10 protein-coding genes and 1 riboswitch are annotated in these 17966 nt (G+C 66.1%); of the genes, 5 read left to right on the top strand and 5 right to left on the bottom strand.

The window, feature by feature from the left end; genetic code table 11:
- Positions 1–62: 62 nt before the first annotated feature.
- Positions 63–1997: an XVIPCD domain-containing protein gene (locus RZV17_RS06085; RefSeq protein WP_355607945.1), complete on the top strand. Its 1935-nt coding sequence runs from the start codon at positions 63–65 to the stop codon at positions 1995–1997.
- A 260-nt stretch (positions 1998–2257) separates the two neighbouring features.
- Here the strand turns inward: RZV17_RS06085 and RZV17_RS06080 are convergent, their stop codons facing one another.
- Together RZV17_RS06080 and RZV17_RS06075 are read right to left on the bottom strand one after the other, a co-directional pair.
- Entirely contained in the window at positions 2258–2662 is a 405-nt protein-coding gene (locus RZV17_RS06080) for a hypothetical protein (protein WP_349775901.1), read from the bottom strand.
- A gap of 16 nt (positions 2663–2678) precedes the next feature.
- Positions 2679–3932 (bottom strand): multidrug effflux MFS transporter, encoded by a 1254-nt coding sequence (locus tag RZV17_RS06075; RefSeq protein WP_039565791.1) that lies wholly within the window; start codon positions 3930–3932, stop codon positions 2679–2681.
- A gap of 263 nt (positions 3933–4195) precedes the next feature.
- Positions 4196–4310: riboswitch (glycine riboswitch) on the top strand.
- 90 nt (positions 4311–4400) lie between these two features.
- On the opposite strand from RZV17_RS06075, the gene gcvP reads away from it, so the two are divergent.
- The 4 genes from gcvP to RZV17_RS06055 all read left to right on the top strand — a co-directional run bounded on the left by gcvP (position 4401) and on the right by RZV17_RS06055 (position 12356).
- On the top strand, positions 4401–7274 hold the full coding sequence (gene gcvP / locus RZV17_RS06070; protein WP_355607941.1) for an aminomethyl-transferring glycine dehydrogenase: 2874 nt from the start codon (positions 4401–4403) through the stop codon (positions 7272–7274).
- Positions 7275–7422: 148 nt separating this feature from the next.
- Positions 7423–9093, top strand: a complete 1671-nt coding sequence (locus RZV17_RS06065) for a carboxylesterase family protein (protein ID WP_355607938.1) — start codon at positions 7423–7425, stop codon at positions 9091–9093.
- A 109-nt stretch (positions 9094–9202) separates the two neighbouring features.
- Positions 9203–10057, top strand: coding sequence for an aldo/keto reductase (locus RZV17_RS06060; RefSeq protein ID WP_355607935.1), 855 nt, complete (start codon positions 9203–9205; stop codon positions 10055–10057).
- 190 nt (positions 10058–10247) lie between these two features.
- Positions 10248–12356, top strand: a complete 2109-nt coding sequence (locus tag RZV17_RS06055) for a catalase (protein ID WP_047694238.1) — start codon at positions 10248–10250, stop codon at positions 12354–12356.
- A 1680-nt stretch (positions 12357–14036) separates the two neighbouring features.
- On the opposite strand, the gene RZV17_RS06050 is transcribed toward RZV17_RS06055, so the two are convergent.
- From RZV17_RS06050 to RZV17_RS06040, 3 genes are all read right to left on the bottom strand, one after another.
- Entirely contained in the window at positions 14037–14762 is a 726-nt protein-coding gene (locus RZV17_RS06050; protein WP_039413302.1) for an AraC family transcriptional regulator, read from the bottom strand.
- 123 nt (positions 14763–14885) lie between these two features.
- Positions 14886–15365, bottom strand: a complete 480-nt coding sequence (locus tag RZV17_RS06045; RefSeq protein ID WP_355607931.1) for a hypothetical protein — start codon at positions 15363–15365, stop codon at positions 14886–14888.
- Positions 15366–15738: 373 nt separating this feature from the next.
- A complete protein-coding gene (locus RZV17_RS06040) occupies positions 15739–17859 on the bottom strand; it encodes a S9 family peptidase (RefSeq protein WP_355607928.1) in 2121 nt (706 codons plus the stop codon).
- Positions 17860–17966 lie beyond the last annotated feature (107 nt).

Below are 17966 nucleotides of genomic sequence, written 5' to 3'. Positions count from 1 at the left end.
CTAAAACGCCGGCGATATACTGCGCGCCCGCTGCACAGGCGCAGCATGCAGGAAGCATCCTAATGAGCAACGCCTCCACCGGCCCGGACGCGCGCGATGTGGACCGCAACACGCAGTTCATTGACGATGCGAACGATCGCGCGTTCGACCCGACCTACAGCAGCTCCAACAGCGAATACGCGGCGAAGGTGGGAAGCGGCACCGTCTCGGTGACCCCGGCAGAGCAGTCGGCCAAAGTTTCGCAGACCAGCGAGCAGAGCAGCGGCAGCCCGACGCAGCCACCGGGCGAGACCATCCTGCGTCGCGGCGGCGCGCTGAGCGCAGGCATGCTCAGCGATGCCGATGCAAAGACCACCACCTTCAGCCTTGAGGCCGACGCACAGACCGGCCAGCACCAAAGCCTGCAATCCAAGCTCGGCGACAGCAAGCTGAGCATCGAGGCAGGCGCCAGTGCCGGGCAGCGCATGCGCTACGTAGTGACGCTGCCCGGTGTCGATCAACCGCTGGAAGCCGCCAGGCGAGTCAATCCGCTGCAGCCGGAGAGCCTTCCGATCGGCGCACGCGCGGTGATGGACACCCAGACTTTTGTGCAGCGCGAATCCTCGGCAAGCCTGCGATCGCTGAGCACGCAGAGCGAGATCACCGAAGCCAGCGGCCGCAGCTACATGATCGAACGCGTCGACGAGCGCCACGTGCGGGTGGTGACTGGGCCGAACGCGGCCATCGAGGCGGTGAATGCGTTGGGCATCAAGGCCGGACCGGCGCAGGCCCTGCTCGGACGCGCCGACTCGCTGGGCCAGTCGCAGGTGCACAGCGCGCAGTTCGATCTGGCCGATCCGCGTGCGCTTGCGGCCATGGGTGCGTTCGTGCGCGAGGGCAAGATTGCCCCGGGCGTGCCCGGCGTCGATGAGATGCAGACGCTGGAACGGATCAATTTCAGCTCGCAGCAGCGTCTGCAGCTGGAACTGGGCCCGCTCAGCGCCGATGTCGCCGGCAACCGCAACCAAGGCAGCCAGGTGCGCATCAGCACGCCGGGCCAGTACGGCTACACCATGGTGCAACAGCTGCAGTACGGCGACAACGTGCCGCTGACGATCGTGCGCCAGTACGACGGCAACGATGCCGAACGCGTGGAGCAGCGCAGCTACCGTTTCGAGATCGATGGCGATGTGGCCGCGCCGGGCTTGTTGCAGCGCCTGGGCGGGCGCAACGAGGCCAGCGAGGAAAAGGCGATCGCGCAGACCCTCAACAGCGCGTTGAGCGGCGACATGGCGGGCACTGGCGCAATCGCGCCAGGGCAGAAAACCACGCTGGAATTCAGCGAGGTGCAGATGCAGGCGCTGCTGGAGCAGACCCGCGCCAGCGCCGACGCCGGCAAGATCGGCGGCAGCGCGTTGACGGCGCTGGTCGGCGACCACAATGCCCCGTCGCAGTCGCCCGAGCAGTTCGCAATCGCGATGGCGCGCAATGTGGGTGGATCGCCTTATGGGTTTGCCGAGCGGCTGCAGCGCATCGCCGACGGTGCCGACGGAACATACGACGGCCAGCTGCAGCGTGTGGATGCCACCGTACTGCCGCGACCGACGGACGCCACCCCGACGCTCCCGGACCCGCGCGATGCAACGCACCCGGATCATGCGTTGCTGCAGCAATGCACGGCGGCAGTGGAGCGCCTGCAAGCGACACCCGGCCCCGCGGCCGGGATGGACAGCGAACGCCTGGCCTTGGGGTCGGTGGTAGCCGCACGCGAGAATGGCTTGCAGCGGGTCGATCACGTGCTACTCGGCAACGATCCCGCGCGCGGGTTCGTGGTGCAGGGAGCGCTCGACTCGCCAGCACATCTGCGGGGCAGCTTCGACGCCAAGGCTGTGCAGGAGGAGCCCATTGCCAACAGCCTGCAACGCCTGCAGGCGCTGGAACCCAGCACGGAGCGCGATGCCGCCACGCAGGCGCAGGCGTCGCAGCAGGAAACGCAGCGACAGGCGCAGGCGCGCTGAGACTGCGCGCTGGGGGCTGCACCTGGATTCCCCGATCGAAAGCGTTCGAAGACACGCATGGCCAACCGCGATGTTGGCCCGGTGGGCTGGACGGGAACGATGATCTGCTGGCTGGCCGGTGATACCGCGCGCCACACCTGCCAGGCAGCGGATCTAACACCGGCCTGCTGCACATCCTTGCAGCAGGCACAGCAACCCGGTAACCCGTTCTAAACGACGCGTCTCTCAAGGCACCAGCGAAGGCACACGGCGAGCGTGGCTCAATTGAGCTTGGCGCCGCCCTGCAGCCGCTCGCTCAGCCGGGTCTTGAATTGTTCGAACTCCATGCCGTCGGCCCGGGCTTCGGCGTGCGCGGCGTCCTTGAGGGCGTCCGAGTAGGTCAGGCGCACCGGTGTGCCCTGGCGTTCGTGCAGTTCGGCCGCGCGCATGATCAGCGCCAGCACCTGGGCGGCGCTGGTGCTTTCGCCGGCGATGCGGCCGTCCATGCCCAGCACCCATTCGCCGTCGCGGCGGACGATACCGGCCAGCAGGGTGCGTTGCTGGTCGCGGAGTTCTGCATGCGGTTCGATCGGCGAGTCGGCCGTGGCCTTGGCGGCAGCCTGGTTGCGCTGGCGCTCGGCGGCGCGTTTGCGGGCATCGCGGCGCAACTTGGAATCGGTGGACATGCGGGCTCCTGTGGGATCAAAGGTGGTCGGCCGGCTCCAGAGGCACTGCCTCGGTGGCCTGGCGGTGCCGTAGACGGCGGCCGCTGCGGCGCTCCCAACGCCAGAATAGCCAGCCCAGCAAGAAAAAACCGGTCATGCCGATTGCCAGATGCCGCGGGTGTTCACTCAGCAGCGGCGACAGCACGCCGGCCACCACGGTATTGGTCATCAACTGGGTAAAGGCCTGCAGCGAGGACGCCAGCCCGCGCTGCTGCGGGTACATGTCCAGCACAGCCAGTGCCAGGATCGGGAAGATCAGCGCCATGCCGACGCCGGCCAGGAAGATCGGCAGCACCGCCCAGGGCAACGCGATCTGCGTCACCGACAAGGTGTAGCCCAGGTTGGCGAGCGCTGCCACGCCGCAGCAGATGAAGCCGATGCGGATCTGCCGCACCGGCTCCATGCGTCCGGCCATGCGCCCGGACAGGAACGAACCCAGCGTCATGCCGCCGATGGTGGGAATGAACAGCCAGGCGAAGTCGCCCTCGCCCAGACCCAGGTGCTGCATGATCAGCACCGGCGCCGAGGCGATGTACAGGAAGATGCCGGCGAAATTGAACGACCCGGCCGCGGCCAGCCGCTGGAAGCGCGGATTGAAGCCGATGCGCACGTAGTCCTGCAGCAGGCGCTTGAACTGCAGCGGTGTGCGTGCCTCCACCGGGTGGGTTTCCGGCAGCCAGGTCATGGTGGCCACCAGCAGCACCAGCCCGAACACCACCAGAAACCAGAAGATCAGCGGCCAGCCGGCACCGCTGAGCAAAATCCAGCCGCCGATGATCGGCGCGATGGCCGGCGCGATGCCAAAGATCATCGACACCTGGCTCATCAGCCGCTGCGCGTCCGGGCCATGGAACAGGTCGCGGATCACCGCCCGCCCGACGATCATGCCCACCCCGGCCGACAGGCCCTGCAAGGCGCGGAACGCCAGCAGCGTGGGCAGGTCCTGCGACAGCGCGCAGCCGATCGAGCCGGCAATGAACAGCACCAGCCCGCCCAGGATCACTCGCTTGCGGCCCCAGGCATCGGACAGCGGCCCGTGCGCGATGCTCATCACGCCATAGGCCAGCAGGTAGACGCTGATGGTCTGCTGGATCGCCACCTGGTCCACCGCCAGGCTGCGGCTGAGCCGCGAGAACGCCGGGAAGATGGTGTCGATGGAAAACGGGCCGAACATCGCCAGCCCGGCGAGCAGCAGCGCCATGCGCCGGGTGGAGGGCGTGGTGGGGGTCATGCAGGGATCCGAAACGTGATGCATCCGGGACGCACGCCGGCATCCGCCGGGGGCGGCGCCGGATAGCGCGTGAGGGCGCCGATGATAGGCGCTTGCGCCAGCGAGGTTAAGCAAACCCAAGTGCACGGGCCGTTGCCGGCGACCCACGCGGCCCGCCAGCACGTGCAGCCACGCTATAATCGGCCGGCAACACGGTGGGAGAAGCGGCACTGCCGCTGCCGAAGGCGCAACAGCCCGTAATCGCTCAGGCCCGATACCATCCGCAGTACAACTCTGGAGAGACCGGCCGATGCCGGCGCCGAAGGGGCACGGAACGCAGGCAGGCCAGGCGCCATGCCGCGTTTTTAAACTCTCAGGCAAAAGGACAGAGGGGCGCGAGGAAGACCGTCGCTACGGCGGGTTGCGGTGCGCCATGCGCGCCGGGCCGGCTGCGGGACGCGTCGACCATTCGTCTGTCCCCTGCCCCGGATGCCCGCCATGTCCCAGACCCCGTCTTCCCTGCGCGACCTCGAACACCACGGCGCGTTCGTCGAACGCCATATCGGCCCCAACGACGCGGAAATCGCGCAGATGCTCGAGGTGGTCGGCCACGCCTCGCTGGATGCGCTCACCGACGCCATCGTGCCGGGCAACATCAAGTCGCCGGCCGCGCTGGCGCTGCCCGATGCCATCACCGAAGAAGAAGCGCTGGCCAAGATCCGCGCCATCGCCGGCAAGAACAAGGTGCAGCGCACCTTCATCGGCCAGGGCTACTACGGCACCCATACGCCCAAGGTGATCCTGCGCAACATCCTGGAAAACCCGGCCTGGTACACCGCCTATACGCCGTATCAGGCGGAGATTTCGCAGGGCCGCATGGAGGCGCTGATCAACTTCCAGACCCTGTGCGCGGATCTGACCGGCATGCAGATCGCCAACGCCTCATTGCTGGACGAAGCCACCGCCGCGGCCGAAGCGATGACGCTGGCCAAGCGTTCGGCCAAATCGAAGTCCGACATCTTCTTCGTGCACGACGCGGTGCATCCGCAGACGCAGGAACTGCTGCGCACGCGCGCCGAGCCGCTGGGCATCGTGCTGCGCGTGGGTACGCCGGACGAAGCGCTGCAGGCCGAATGCTTCGGCGTGCTGCTGCAGTACCCGGACAGCTTCGGGCATATCGGCGATCACGCCGCGCTGGCCGAGGCGGTGCATGCGCAGGGCGGCCTGGTCGCGGTGGCCACCGACCTGCTCGCGCTGACCCTGATCGCCGCACCCGGCGAATGGGGCGCGGACATCGTGGTCGGCAATTCGCAGCGCTTTGGCGTGCCGTTCGGCTTTGGTGGCCCGCATGCGGCCTTCATGGCCTGCCGCGATGCCTACAAGCGTTCGATGCCGGGCCGCCTGATCGGCGTGTCGATCGATGCCGCCGGCAACCCGGCGTATCGCTTGACCCTGCAGACCCGCGAACAACATATCCGCCGCGAGAAGGCCACCTCCAACATCTGCACCGCGCAGGTGCTGCTGGCGGTGATGGCGTCGATGTACGCGGTCTACCACGGCCCCGATGGCCTGACCCGCATCGCGCGCCGCACCCATCGCCTGGCAGTGATCCTGGCGGCTGCACTGCGCAGCGCCGGCGTCACCGTGGGCGAGCATTTCTTCGACACCCTGCACGTCAAGGCCATCGATGCCGACGCCATCCACGCCCGCGCGCGTGCGGCCGGCATCAACCTGCGCGCCATCGACAGCGAAGCGGTCGGTATCAGCCTGGACGAAACCACCACGCGCGCCGACGTGGTCGCGCTGGCGCAGCTGTTCGGTGCCACGGCCGATGTGGACGCGCTGGATGCCGCCACCGCCGATGCCCTGCCGCAAGGCCTGCTGCGCACGACGCCGTTCCTGACCCACCCGGTGTTCAACACCCACCACAGCGAGCACGAACTGCTGCGCTACATGCGTTCGCTGGCCGACAAGGACCTGGCGATGGATCGCACCATGATCCCGCTGGGCAGCTGCACCATGAAGCTCAACGCCACCGCCGAAATGATCCCGGTGACCTGGCCGGAGTTCGGCGCGATCCATCCGCTAGCCCCGGCCGAACAGTCGGCCGGGTACGCGCAGCTGATCGACGAACTGGAAGCGATGCTGGTCGAATGCACCGGCTACGACGCGGTGAGCCTGCAGCCCAATTCCGGCGCGCAGGGCGAGTACGCCGGCCTGCTGGCGATCCGTGCCTATCACCGCTCGCGCGGCGAGGCGCATCGCGACATCTGCCTGATCCCGGAGTCCGCACACGGTACCAACCCGGCCTCCGCACAGATGTGCGGCATGACCGTGGTGGTCACCAAGTGCGATGCCAACGGCAACGTCGATGTCGAAGACATTCGCGCCAAGGCGGAGAAATATTCCGACCGCCTGGCTGCGCTGATGATCACCTACCCGTCCACGCACGGCGTGTTCGAAGAAGACGTGGTGGCGATCTGCGAAGCCGTGCATGCGCATGGCGGCCAGGTCTACACCGACGGCGCCAACATGAACGCGCTGGTTGGCGTGGCCAAGCCCGGCAAGTGGGGCTCGGACGTGTCGCACCTGAACCTGCACAAGACCTTCTGCATTCCGCACGGCGGCGGCGGCCCGGGCGTGGGCCCGTGTGCGGTCAAGTCGCACCTCGCACCCTTTTTGCCGCGCACGCTGGGCGGCGAAGGCGATGTGGGCATGGTCAGCGCGGCCAGCTATGGCTCTGCCTCCATCCTGCCGATCAGCTGGATGTACGTGACCATGATGGGCCGCGCCGGCCTGCGCAAGGCCACGCAGGTGGCCCTGCTCAATGCCAACTACATCGCCAAGCGCCTGGCCCCGCACTACAAGACGCTGTACACCGGCCGCAACGGGCTGGTGGCGCATGAATGCATCCTCGACGTGCGCCCGTTGGAGAAGACCAGCGGCATCGGCGCCGAAGACATCGCCAAGCGGTTGATCGACTTCGGCTTCCACGCACCGACCTTGAGCTTCCCGGTCGCCGGCACGCTGATGGTGGAACCCACCGAAAGCGAATCGCAGCATGAGCTGGACCGCTTCATCGACGCGATGATCCAGATCCGCGAAGAGATCCGCGCCATCGAGGACGGCCGCCTGGACCGCGAGGACAACCCGCTCAAGCACGCCCCGCACACTGCCACGCAGGTCTCGGCCAGCGAGTGGACCCATGCCTACCCGCGCGAACTGGCCGCCTTCCCGCTGCCCGGCCTGAAGCAGCAGAAGTACTGGCCGCCGGTTGCGCGCGTGGACAACGTCTATGGCGACAAGAACGTGATGTGCGCCTGCATCCCGGTGGACGCGTACAAGGAAGACGCAGAAGCCTGAGTAGCGCCACGCATGCTGTAAACAAAAAAACCCAGCCGGAAACGGCTGGGTTTTTCATTGCGCGCAAGGCGCGTCGTTCATTTGCCTGGCCTACACGTGCAGTCGGGATGATGGCGGACGTCCTTACCGCACTGGCAGAGCCTCGCACATGCTTGAACTGAAACATCTCGGCGCCGTGCTGCTGGCCGCCTGCATGTTGAGCGGCTGCGCGCCGCGTCGTCCCGGCGAGGTGCCGGCACTGGTGCAGGCGCACGATGCGCGTGCGGCGGTGGTGCAGACCGACGCCGGGCCGGTGCGCGGCGTGGCCAGCGCGCACGGCAACGTCTTCCTGGGGATACCGTTCGCAGCGCCGCCGGTGGGCACATTGCGCTTTCGCGCGCCACAACCGGTGCCGGCCTGGAAGGACGTGCGCGATGCCACGCACGCAGGGCCCGCCTGCCTGCCGCGCTATCGCATCGGGCGCACGCATGTCTCCGAGGACTGCCTCACGCTGAACATCTATGCCCCGCCCGGCCCGGCCCCCGCGCATCCACGCGCGGTGATGGTATGGATCTATGGCGGTGCGCTGGAGCTGGGCAGCAATGCGGATTACGACCTGAGCGCACTGGCGGCGCGCCAGGATGTCATCGTGGTGGCGCCCAACTACCGGCTGGGCGTGTTCGGCTTTCTTGCGCACCCTGGTCTGCGTGGCGAGGGCGAAGGCGCGTATGCGCTGCTCGACCAGCAGGCCGCGCTGCGCTGGGTACAACGCAATATCGCCGGGTTCGGCGGCGATGCGCACAACGTCAGCGTGTTCGGCGAATCCGCCGGCGCATGGAGCATCTGTTATCAGCTCGCTTCGCCAACGGCCAAAGGGCTGTTCCAGCGTGCCATCCTGCAAAGCGGCAGCTGCCTGGCCGCCGATTCCAGCGTGACCCACGATGAAGCCGAACACGGCGGTGTGCGCATGGCGCAGGCGCTTGGCTGCACGCACACGGCCGACGTTGCAGCATGCCTGCGCGCGCTTCCGGCCGATGCATTGGCCGATGCAACGCCGCAGCGACGCGGCCTGACCGGCCGCGATGCGTGGGCGCCGATGGCCGGCGGCGATGTACTGCCGCTGCCACCTGCACAGGCGATCGCAAGCGCGCAACACGCACAGGTGCCGGTACTGATCGGCAATAACCGCGATGAGGGACGCCTGTTCGCGCAGCTGCTGTCCTACCTTGGCAAGCTCACCTCGCGCAGTGGCTACGAGGCACGCATCCAACGCATGCACGCGTCTGCGGCGCCGATCATGGCGCAGTACGCCGATGTCGCCACGCACTCGCGCTGGGAGGCGTTTGCCGACATCGTCACCGACGGCGGTTTCGCCTGTCCGACGCGCCGGCTGGGCCAGGCATTGCGCACGCAGGCCCCGGTGTACGCATACGAGTTCGATGACCCGCAGGCGCCGTACGGGCTGCTGCGCCTGCCGTTCTCGCCGGCGCTGGGCGCCTTCCACGCCTCCGAGCTGGTGTATCTGTTTCAGCGCCCCTGGGTGCTCAGCGGCGATCCGCAGTTCAGCCCGGCGCAACAGGCGTTCTCCGACACGTTGCAGGACTACTGGGGCGCGTTCGCGCGTACCGGCGATCCGAACGGTCATGGCCGCCCGCAGTGGCCGCGATTCGATGGCCAGACACCGCTGACCTTGTCGCCCGCCCGGATCGGCGCAACGCCGGACTTCGTGCAAGGGCACCGCTGTGGGTTCTGGGACGCACAGACGCGCGCTGCCACGGCGAACGTCCCATCGCCTTCGCAACAGCATCAGCCCGACGTAACGCACGCTGCTCAACGATAGGACCGCTGCCGCGCGATACCGGCAGGCGCCCGCAACCGTGCATGCACGTCGCACGTCGCCCGTCGCACCGGACACACGACCAACCGCCATCACCGCAGAGGAGCCATCCATGTCCATCGCCCCGTCACCTTCCTGTCCCCAGGTGCGCCTGCGTCACGGGCGCGAGTTACCGGCACTCGGGCTGGGTTCGTGGAATCTGGGCCAGGGCCGGCATCCGTCGCAGCAGGAGATCGATGCGTTGCAGGTCGGGCAGCAGTTGGGCATGCGGCTGATCGATACCGCCGAGATGTATGGCAATGGCCGCTCGGAGCAGCTGGTCGGCCAGGCCATCGACAGCAGGCAGCCGCCGTATCTGGTGTCGAAGGTATTGCCCAGCAATGCCAGCGCGCGCGGTATTGCGCGCGCCTGCGAGGCCAGCCTGCAGCGGCTGGGTGTGCGCACGCTGGACCTGTACCTGCTGCATTGGCGCGGCGGCAGCGCGCTGGCCGAGGTGGTCGATGCGTTCGAAGCCTTGCGCGATGCCGGCAAGCTCCGCGACTGGGGCGTATCCAACTTCGATGTCGATGACATGGAAGAATTGTGGTCCATCGATGGCGGACACCGCTGCCTGGTCAACCAGGTGCTGTACCACGCCGGCAGCCGTGGCATCGAATTCGATCTGCTGCCGTGGTGCGCCGACCATCAGGTGACAGTGATGGCGTACTCGCCACTGGGTAGCCGCGCCCTGCTCGGCCACTCAACCTTGCAGGCCATCGGTGCGCGACGCGGCGTGGCGGCCACTGCCGTCGCACTGGCGTGGGCGACTCGCAGCGGCAAGGTCATCGCCATTCCCGAGTCGGGCACGCCGGAGCATGTGCGCGCGAACGCCGCCGCCTGTGCATTGCAGCTGGATGACGACGATCTTGCCGAGCTGGACCGCAGCTTCCCTGCGCCAACGCGCAAGCAGCCGTTGGATCTGCTGTAACTTCGCCCTGCGCATGCACGTCATTCGGTGCATGTGCCCATTGACGTGACGCGCGCAACAAAGCGCTGCGACGCGCTGCAGGGTTCTGCGCAGATGTGAGTATTCGTTCTCAAGCAGACACATGCAGTTAACAGCGCCACTCGCACGCTCTGCGGCTCAGCCCGCAATCAGCTCGCCAGAGTGGAGTCCCATGGCCAAGTCCCCCAGTAAACCCGCGCAGGTTCCTGCCGCCGCTACCGCAAGCGCCACCGCCGATGTGTCGCGCGGTCGCGGCGACGAACTGCATCAAAAGGCCGGCGGCTCGCATCCGCAACTGACCACCAATCAAGGCATCCCGGTTGGCGACAACCAGAACTCGCTCCGCGCCACGCCGCGTGGGCCGACGTTGCTGGAAGACTTCATCCTTCGCGAGAAGATCACCCACTTCGATCACGAGCGTATTCCTGAGCGCATCGTGCATGCGCGCGGCAGCGCGGCGCATGGCTATTTCGAGCTGACCAAATCGTTGAGCCAGTACACCACGGCCAAGATCTTCACCGAGGTCGGCGAAAAAACACCGCTGTTCACGCGCTTTTCCACCGTGGCAGGCGGCGCCGGCTCGGTGGACACGCCGCGCGACGTGCGCGGGTTCGCAGTGAAGTTCTACACCAAGGAAGGCAACTGGGATCTGGTCGGCAACAACATCCCGGTGTTCTTCATCCAGGATGCGATGAAGTTCCCGGACCTGATCCATGCAGTAAAGATGGAGCCTGACCGTGGCTTTCCGCAGGCCGCCAGCGCGCACGACACGTTCTGGGATTTTGTCTCGCTCACGCCCGAATCCATGCACATGATCATGTGGGCGATGAGCGACCGCACCATTCCGCGTTCGCTGCGCATGATCGAAGGCTTCGGCATCCACAGCTTCCGCCTGCTCAATGAAGCCGGTGAGAGCACCTTCGTCAAATTCCATTGGCGTCCCAAGCTTGGCCTGCAATCGACCATCTGGGACGAGGCGGTGAAGATCGCCGGCGCCGACCCGGACTTCCAGCGCCGCGACCTGTTCGAAGCGATCCAGAACGGTGACTTCCCGGAATGGGAATTGGGCGTGCAGCTGTTCACCGAGGCCGAGGCCGAGGCATTCCCGTTCGACCACCTGGATTCGACCAAGGTCATTCCGGAAGAACTGGTGCCGCTGCAGATCGTCGGGCGCATGGTATTGGACCGCTGGCCGGACAACTTCTTTGCCGAGACCGAGCAGGTGGCGTACTGCCCGGCCAACATCGTGCCCGGCATCGACTTCAGCAACGATCCGCTGCTGCAGGGGCGCCTGTTCTCGTATCTGGATACGCAGCTCAGCCGTTTGGGCGGGCCGAATTTCCACCAGATTCCGATCAACGCACCCAAGTGCCCGTTCGCCAACAACCAACGCGATGGCCACATGCAGATGGGCGTGCCGAAGGGCCGCGTGGCCTATGAACCGAGCTCGCTGCAGGCAGATGCGCCGCGCGAGGCGCTGCGTGGATTCCCCAGCCACGCCACGCCAGCCGAAGACGGCGCCAAGGGCCGCGTGCGTGCGGACAGCTTTGCCGATCATTACAGCCAGGCGCGCATGTTCTTCCGCAGCCAGACCGCACCGGAGCAGGCACACGTGGCATCGGCGCTGGTGTTTGAACTGTCCAAGGTCGAAACCGCGCACGTGCGCGAGGCTGTTGTCGGCCATCTGCGCCACATCGATGAAAGCCTGGCCAAGCGCGTGGCCGACGGCATGGGCATGACCACGCTGCCGCCCGCGCCGCCAGCGGCCGTTGCGCCCACCGACATGCCGTTGTCGCCGGCGTTGCAGCTGATCGGCAAGATGAAGGACACCCTGCAAGGCCGCACGGTCGGCATCCTGATCCACGACGGCTCGGATGCTGCGGCGATCAAGGCAGTGCGCAAGGCGGCGGAAGCGGCCGGCGCCACGGTCAAGATCGTGGCACCCAAACTGGGTGGCGCCAAGCTCAGCGATGGCAAGCAACTGGCGGCCGATGGCCAGCTGGCCGGCACCCCGTCGATCATCTTCGATGCGGTGGCGGTATTGCTGTCGTCGGAAGCGGCCAAGGCATTGACCAACGAATCGGCGGCGCTGGATTTCGTCAGCAACGCCTGGGCGCATCTGAAGGCGATCGCCTTCGACGACGGTGCGCAACTGCTGCTCAAGGCCGGCAACGTCGGCAAGGACGCGGGCATCGTTTCTGCCGCCGATACCAAGGCCTTCATCGCGGCGGCAAAGACCCGCCAGTGGGCACGCGAGCCGAAGGTGCGCATGCTGGCGTAATCGCGGCTGGTTGGCAGATGCAGGCTTGGGCGCGAGCGGCTTTCCAGTAGCCGTTTCGCGCCCAAGTTGTTTCCGCAGGCAGCGATGAAGATGCAGCGCCGGAGGCGTTGAGCGCGCTGTTGATTGCATGGGTCAAGGCCACCGCGCCCTCGATCGACGCCGCATTTGGCTGAACCTGCAAGACGCTGATGCTGATGCTGATGCTGATCGCCATGAAGTACCTTGACAGCGCGGAAGATCAGCTGCGGAGTGCTAGCTCTGCATTTTGCTGCAGGGCCCTTGCCCGCCCACCATCGCAGGACACGCTGCAAGTACGTCCATGTAGCTCCTTGGCGGCATCCATGCCGCCAAGGGTCCCGCGACGGTGGGCGGGCAAGGACCAGTGGAGTTGGTCGGTGCGCATGGATCTCAACCAGCGACCAGCGAACAGCAGGCTGGCGATGCGTTGACCTTCGCTCTTCGACAAAACCACCAACCAACTGTCTGGCGTGGTGTCCTCACCGATTGCGGGACCGTGTGGCGGCATGGATGCCGCCACCGAGCCTCCAGGGACGGATTCACGGCGTGTCCCGCAAGCGGTGAGGGCACCGCGCATTCGACCAGACGTGAAGACAGCCAAGCGATCGCGATACGCACAGTGCAGCCGTCTCGACCTGACTGCTCAATACCGGCAGAACAGGTGGAAAGCGGATCATCTTCGCCTTTGCTGCAGGGCCCTTGCCCGCCCACCACCGCAGGACACGCTGCAAGTACGTCCATTTAGCTCCGTGGCGGCATCCATGCCGCCAAGGGTCCCGCGACGGTGGGCGGGCAAGGACCAGTGGAGATGGTCGATGCGCGGTGTGTAGTTGATGCGCAGCGCTTTGATAAGCGATCGGCAAGGCGCGTGGCGTGGCTTCTTCGCTCTTCAACATAACCATCAGCCAACTATCCGGTGCGGTGCTTTCGTCCTTCAACGACGTCGCCAGCACACTGTCTGGTGCGGTGCCCTCGCCGATTGCGGGACCGTGTGGCGGCATGGATGCCGCCACCGAGCCTCCACGGACGGATTCACGGCGTGTCCCGCGAGCGGTGAGGGCACCGCGCCCTCGACCGACTCAGCGTTTGACTGAACCAGCAAGACCAGAACGCCGATGCTGATCGCCATAAAGTACGTTGACAGCGCGGAAGATCAGCTGCGGAGTGCTAGCTCTGCATTTTGCTGCAGGGTCCTTGCCCGCCCACCATCGCAGGACACGCTGCAAGTACGTCCCTGTAAGCTCCGTGGCGGCATCCATGCCGCCAAGGGTCCCGCGACGGTGGGCGGGCAAGGACCAGTGGAGATGGTCGATGCGCGGTGTGTAGTTGATGCGCAGCGCTTTGATAAGCGATTGGCAAGTCGCGTGGCGTGGCTTCTTCGCTCTTCAACAAAACCATTAGCCAACTATCCGGTGCGGTGCTTTCGTCCTTCAACGACGTCACCAGCACACTGTCTGGTGCGGTGCCCTCGCCGATTGCGGGACCGTGTGGCGGCATGGATGCCGCCACCGAGCCTCCACGGACGGATTCACGGCGTGTCCCGCAAGCGGTGAGGGCACCGCGCCCTCGACCGACCCATCGTTTAGATGTTGAACATTGGAAGAGAGATGCTGGAACTAGCCACGCATACTCCACAGCGGTGCAGTCGTGTGGTCTGCAGCTCTACACCGCTTCGACAGCAAACCGTTGCGCATTCGCCAGCGCACGATACTCGCGCGGCGTCATGCCCACGGCCTGCTTGAATTGCCGCGCAAACGCGCTTTGATCGCTGAAGCCGCAGGCGTGGCCGATTTCGGTCAGGCTCTTGTCGCCGTGCAGCAGATGCATAGCCATCTGCAGCCGCAACTTGGCCAATACCTGCTGCGGAGTGAGCTGGAACACCTTGCGGAACGAGCGTTGCAGCTTGGACATCGAAAACCCGGTGATTTCCACCAGCGCCTGCATGCGCACGTTCTGCGCGTAGTTGGCGTTGAGGTAGGCCAGTGCGAGCCGCAATTTTTCGTACTGCGACTCGTGCCCGTCCTGCGGACCGAGATCGCGTGAGATGCCGATGATGCCCTGCACCTTGCCATCCACCAGCAGCGGGCGCTTGCAGGTGAGACACCAACCCGGTTCGCGGTTGGCGAACAGGTGCAGCTCCAGCAGGTTGTCGATCACCTCGCCGGCCAGCACCTGCTCATCCTGGTTGGCGTAGTTGGCACCCAGGCCGCTCGGGTATACCTCGGCCACGCGCTTGCCGATCAGCTCCTTGCGCGATTTCAGGCCAAGCCGCCGCAGCATGGTCTGGTTGACGTGGGTATAGCGGCCCTCGCGATCCTTGACGAAGAACAGCACGTCCGGCACGGCATCGAACAACGCTTCCAGATCGGCAGGATCGATGCTCTTCATGCAGGACGGTGGGCTCGTGAGCAGGAAAGACGCGGCGGCAAGAAAACGACGCAGCCATCTCGGCGAACAGCATCGCCGCGCCGCTTCATGATACGCCGCGCAGGCCGCACGGCTTGCAGGAGGTCAGCGCGGCTCTTCGGCCACGGTGGCCGTGGCTGCAGCGGGAGCGGCCTTGGAGGTGTCGAGCGAAGCACTCGTCGCGCCCAGACGATCGGCCGGCGTGCGCCGCGCCGCCCAGCTTTGCACCACGGCCGCACCCGAGTGCGACCCCACCTGCACGCGCAGACGCGCACCGGCAGCCGGTGCCACAAATTCGATTTCGCAGTCGCCCGCCGCCATGCAGCTGTCGGCTGCAAGCGGATCCACCGGCTGCCAGCCCTGTTCGGCAATCGCCTGCGAGAACGCGCGGTAGTTCATGCCCGACTTCAGTGTTGCCGGCAGCGGCACCAGCAGCTCGCTGTCGGCCGCCTCCGCTGCGGCCACGGGCGCCGCAGGTGCCGGCACACGCGCAGGTGCGCCAGCTGCCGTCCGCGGCGCGGCGCTCCAGGCAGGGCTGAAGATCAGGGCGAGGCCCAGCAGGGCGGGACGGGCGAACGTGCGCATACGGAAGATCCTTGCGATCCTGCAGGGACTGGGAAAGTTAAAGAAGCGCTATTTTGACACGTCGACATGACGCCTGGGCGATGATGCCCGTGCGCGATCAGCCGCCGTTTCGTCATGACACTGTTTGGCGCGCCCGCAAGCGCACCCGACAGCGCTCGTCTCGGCGTAACGTGCGTGCCCGCAAGCGAACCCGACAGCAATGCAGCTGTAGCAGCGATCGCTGCATGCTGCGGACCGACCGCGGCGCACGTAGCCGCATGTGTCGCGGTTGCGTGCGCACACTTGTCGCGCTGCTGTTTGTAAACCAACGTTGCAGCGTGCCTATCGATGAAGACCGGCACGCCGCATTGCGCGGCGTGCCGGTATCGCCGGCTTATTGCCCGATGTGCTGCTTCAACCAGCCGTTGACGGTGTCGTGCCACAGGATGCTGTTGTCCGGCTTGAGCACCCAGTGGTTCTCATCCGGGAAGTACAGGAACTTGGAGTCGATACCCTTGCGCTGCAGCGCGGTGAACGCGGCCAGCCCCTGTTCGACCGGGATGCGGAAATCCTGCTGGCCGTGGATGACCAGCATCGGCACCTTCCACTTGTCCACGTGCAGCACCGGGTTGAACTTCTCGTAGCCGGCCGGGTTCTGCCACGGCGTGCCGCCGTTTTCCCATTCGCTGAACCATAGTTCTTCGGTGGCGTAGCCCATGGTGCGGTTGTCGAACACACCGTCGTGGTCGACCAGGCACTTCCACGGCTGATTCCAGTTGCCCGCCATCCAATAGACCATGTAGCCGCCGTAGCTGGCGCCCAGCGCGCAGGCCTTGTCACCATTGAGGAAGCCGTACTGTCTCTGCGCGGCGGCCCAGCCCTTTTGCAGGTCTTCCAGCGGGCGGTCGCCCCAGTGCTGGCTGATCGCATCGGTGAATTCCTGGCCATAGCCGGTGGAGCCGTGGAAGTCGATCATCACCACCGCGTAGCCCTGGCCGGCGTAGGTCTGCGGATTCCAGCGGTTGCTCCAGCCATTGCCGAAGCTGCCCTGCGGACCGCCATGGATCAGGAACGCCACCGGGTAGGTCTTGCCTTCCTGATAGTTGTACGGCTTGACCACGTAGCCGTAGACGGTGTCATTGTTCCAGCCCTTGAACTGGAACTGCTCGTAGTCGCCAAACTGCACGTCGGGCAGCTGCTCGCCGGCGCTCTGACTGATCGCACGCTGACCCTGGCCCTGCAGGTCGCTCACGAAGATTTGGTCGCCGCTCTTGAGCGAGTTGCGGGTAAACGCCAGCGTGGTTCCGGCCAGCGTCGGTGCGTGCACCGCGCCCTCGCCGACCAGCTTGGTCGTGGCGCCGGTGGCGATGTCGATCTTGAACAACGGGTGCTCGCCGAGCTCGTCGGCGCTGGTGTACAGGCTGGTACCGTCCTCGCTCAAGACGATCTCACCGGCGGAGCGATCCCACTTCGGCGCGATCTCGCGCGTCTTGCCGCTGGCCACGTCCATCGCCATCAGGCCGAAGCGATCGGCCTCGAACCCTGGGCGCTTCATGGCGCGGTAGTACAGCGTCTTGCCGTCGGTGCTGAACACCGGGCCGGCATCCCAGGCCGGATTGGCCGCGGTGAGGTTGACCGGTGCAGACTTGCCGCTGGCATCCAGGCGATACAGATCGAAGTTGGTCTGCCACGGCTCGTCGTTGCCGGTGGGCTTGGCGCCGGCCTTGGCATTCTTGCCCGCTTCCGGGCCATGCGGCTGTGGGATGCGCACACTGGCCACCACGGTGCTGCCATCGGGCGACCAGGTGTAGTCGTCGTTGCCGCCAAACGGCTTGGAGGGCGCGTCGCCAGCCAGCGTGGCACTGATGGCCGACGCCCCGACCACGGCCTTGCCGCCTGCCGCTGGCAGGTCGGCCACGAACAAGGTATTGCGGCGGCCATCGTTCCAGGTGTCCCAATGCCGCACGAAGAGCTGGTCGTACACCACGCCGCTGGCTTTGCTGTTCTTGAGCTCGCCCAGCCGCTTCTTGGTGCAGCCCAGGTCCGAACCGCAGTCCTGGAACACGCCCGCACTGAAGACGATGCGCTTGCCCTCGGGCGAGAGCTTGTAGCTGTCCACATCCACCGCAAAGGCGGTGAGTTGCTGCGGGGTGCCGCCGGCCAGCGGCTGCGCATAGAGTTGCTGGCTGCCGGACTTGCTGCTGAGGAAGTACACCGTCTTGCCATCGGGCGACAACGCCGGGCTGTTGACGTTCCAGCCTTCCGGGGTCAGCCGCTTGGGTGGCGCCAGATCGCGCGTGCGCAGATTGCGCACCCACAGGCTGGTGGCCGGCTTGCCATTGCTGGTCTTGGCCTGGCGTTTGGCGAACAGCACGCTGCCGCCATCGGGCGTGAGCGTGGGTGAGGACACCCGGTCCAGTGCCACCATGTCGCGCACATCGAAACCGCGCGCGGCGGCAAGGTCTGGCAAGGCGGCCAGCAAACACAAGGGCAATACGGCGTGACGCAGCTTCATCGATAATTCCCGCAACGGCAAAACGCCGATGGTAGGCGTTGCTGCGGCGCACGCGCAAAGGCAGGACGTCATGCGGCGTGAAGTGGCGCGGCACGCCGTCGCGCGCA

This window comes from Xanthomonas cannabis (genome assembly GCF_040616535.1).
GTDB lineage: Bacteria > Pseudomonadota > Gammaproteobacteria > Xanthomonadales > Xanthomonadaceae > Xanthomonas > Xanthomonas cannabis.
This window is presented reverse-complemented; position numbering and strand designations above follow the sequence as displayed.

Bases quoted from the DNA above. Each gene is read 5' to 3' on its own strand.
- RZV17_RS06060 (WP_355607935.1), top strand. From the start codon at position 9,203: ATGTCCATCGCCCCGTCACCTTCCTGTCCCCAGGTGCGCCTGCGTCAC.
- RZV17_RS06045 (WP_355607931.1), bottom strand. From the start codon at position 15,365: ATGCGCACGTTCGCCCGTCCCGCCCTGCTGGGCCTCGCCCTGATCTTC.
- RZV17_RS06085 (WP_355607945.1), top strand. From the start codon at position 63: ATGAGCAACGCCTCCACCGGCCCGGACGCGCGCGATGTGGACCGCAAC.
- gcvP (WP_355607941.1), top strand. From the start codon at position 4,401: ATGCCCGCCATGTCCCAGACCCCGTCTTCCCTGCGCGACCTCGAACAC.
- RZV17_RS06080 (WP_349775901.1), bottom strand. From the start codon at position 2,662: ATGTCCACCGATTCCAAGTTGCGCCGCGATGCCCGCAAACGCGCCGCC.
- RZV17_RS06055 (WP_047694238.1), top strand. From the start codon at position 10,248: ATGGCCAAGTCCCCCAGTAAACCCGCGCAGGTTCCTGCCGCCGCTACC.
- RZV17_RS06050 (WP_039413302.1), bottom strand. From the start codon at position 14,762: ATGAAGAGCATCGATCCTGCCGATCTGGAAGCGTTGTTCGATGCCGTG.
- RZV17_RS06040 (WP_355607928.1), bottom strand. From the start codon at position 17,859: ATGAAGCTGCGTCACGCCGTATTGCCCTTGTGTTTGCTGGCCGCCTTG.
- RZV17_RS06065 (WP_355607938.1), top strand. From the start codon at position 7,423: ATGCTTGAACTGAAACATCTCGGCGCCGTGCTGCTGGCCGCCTGCATG.
- RZV17_RS06075 (WP_039565791.1), bottom strand. From the start codon at position 3,932: ATGACCCCCACCACGCCCTCCACCCGGCGCATGGCGCTGCTGCTCGCC.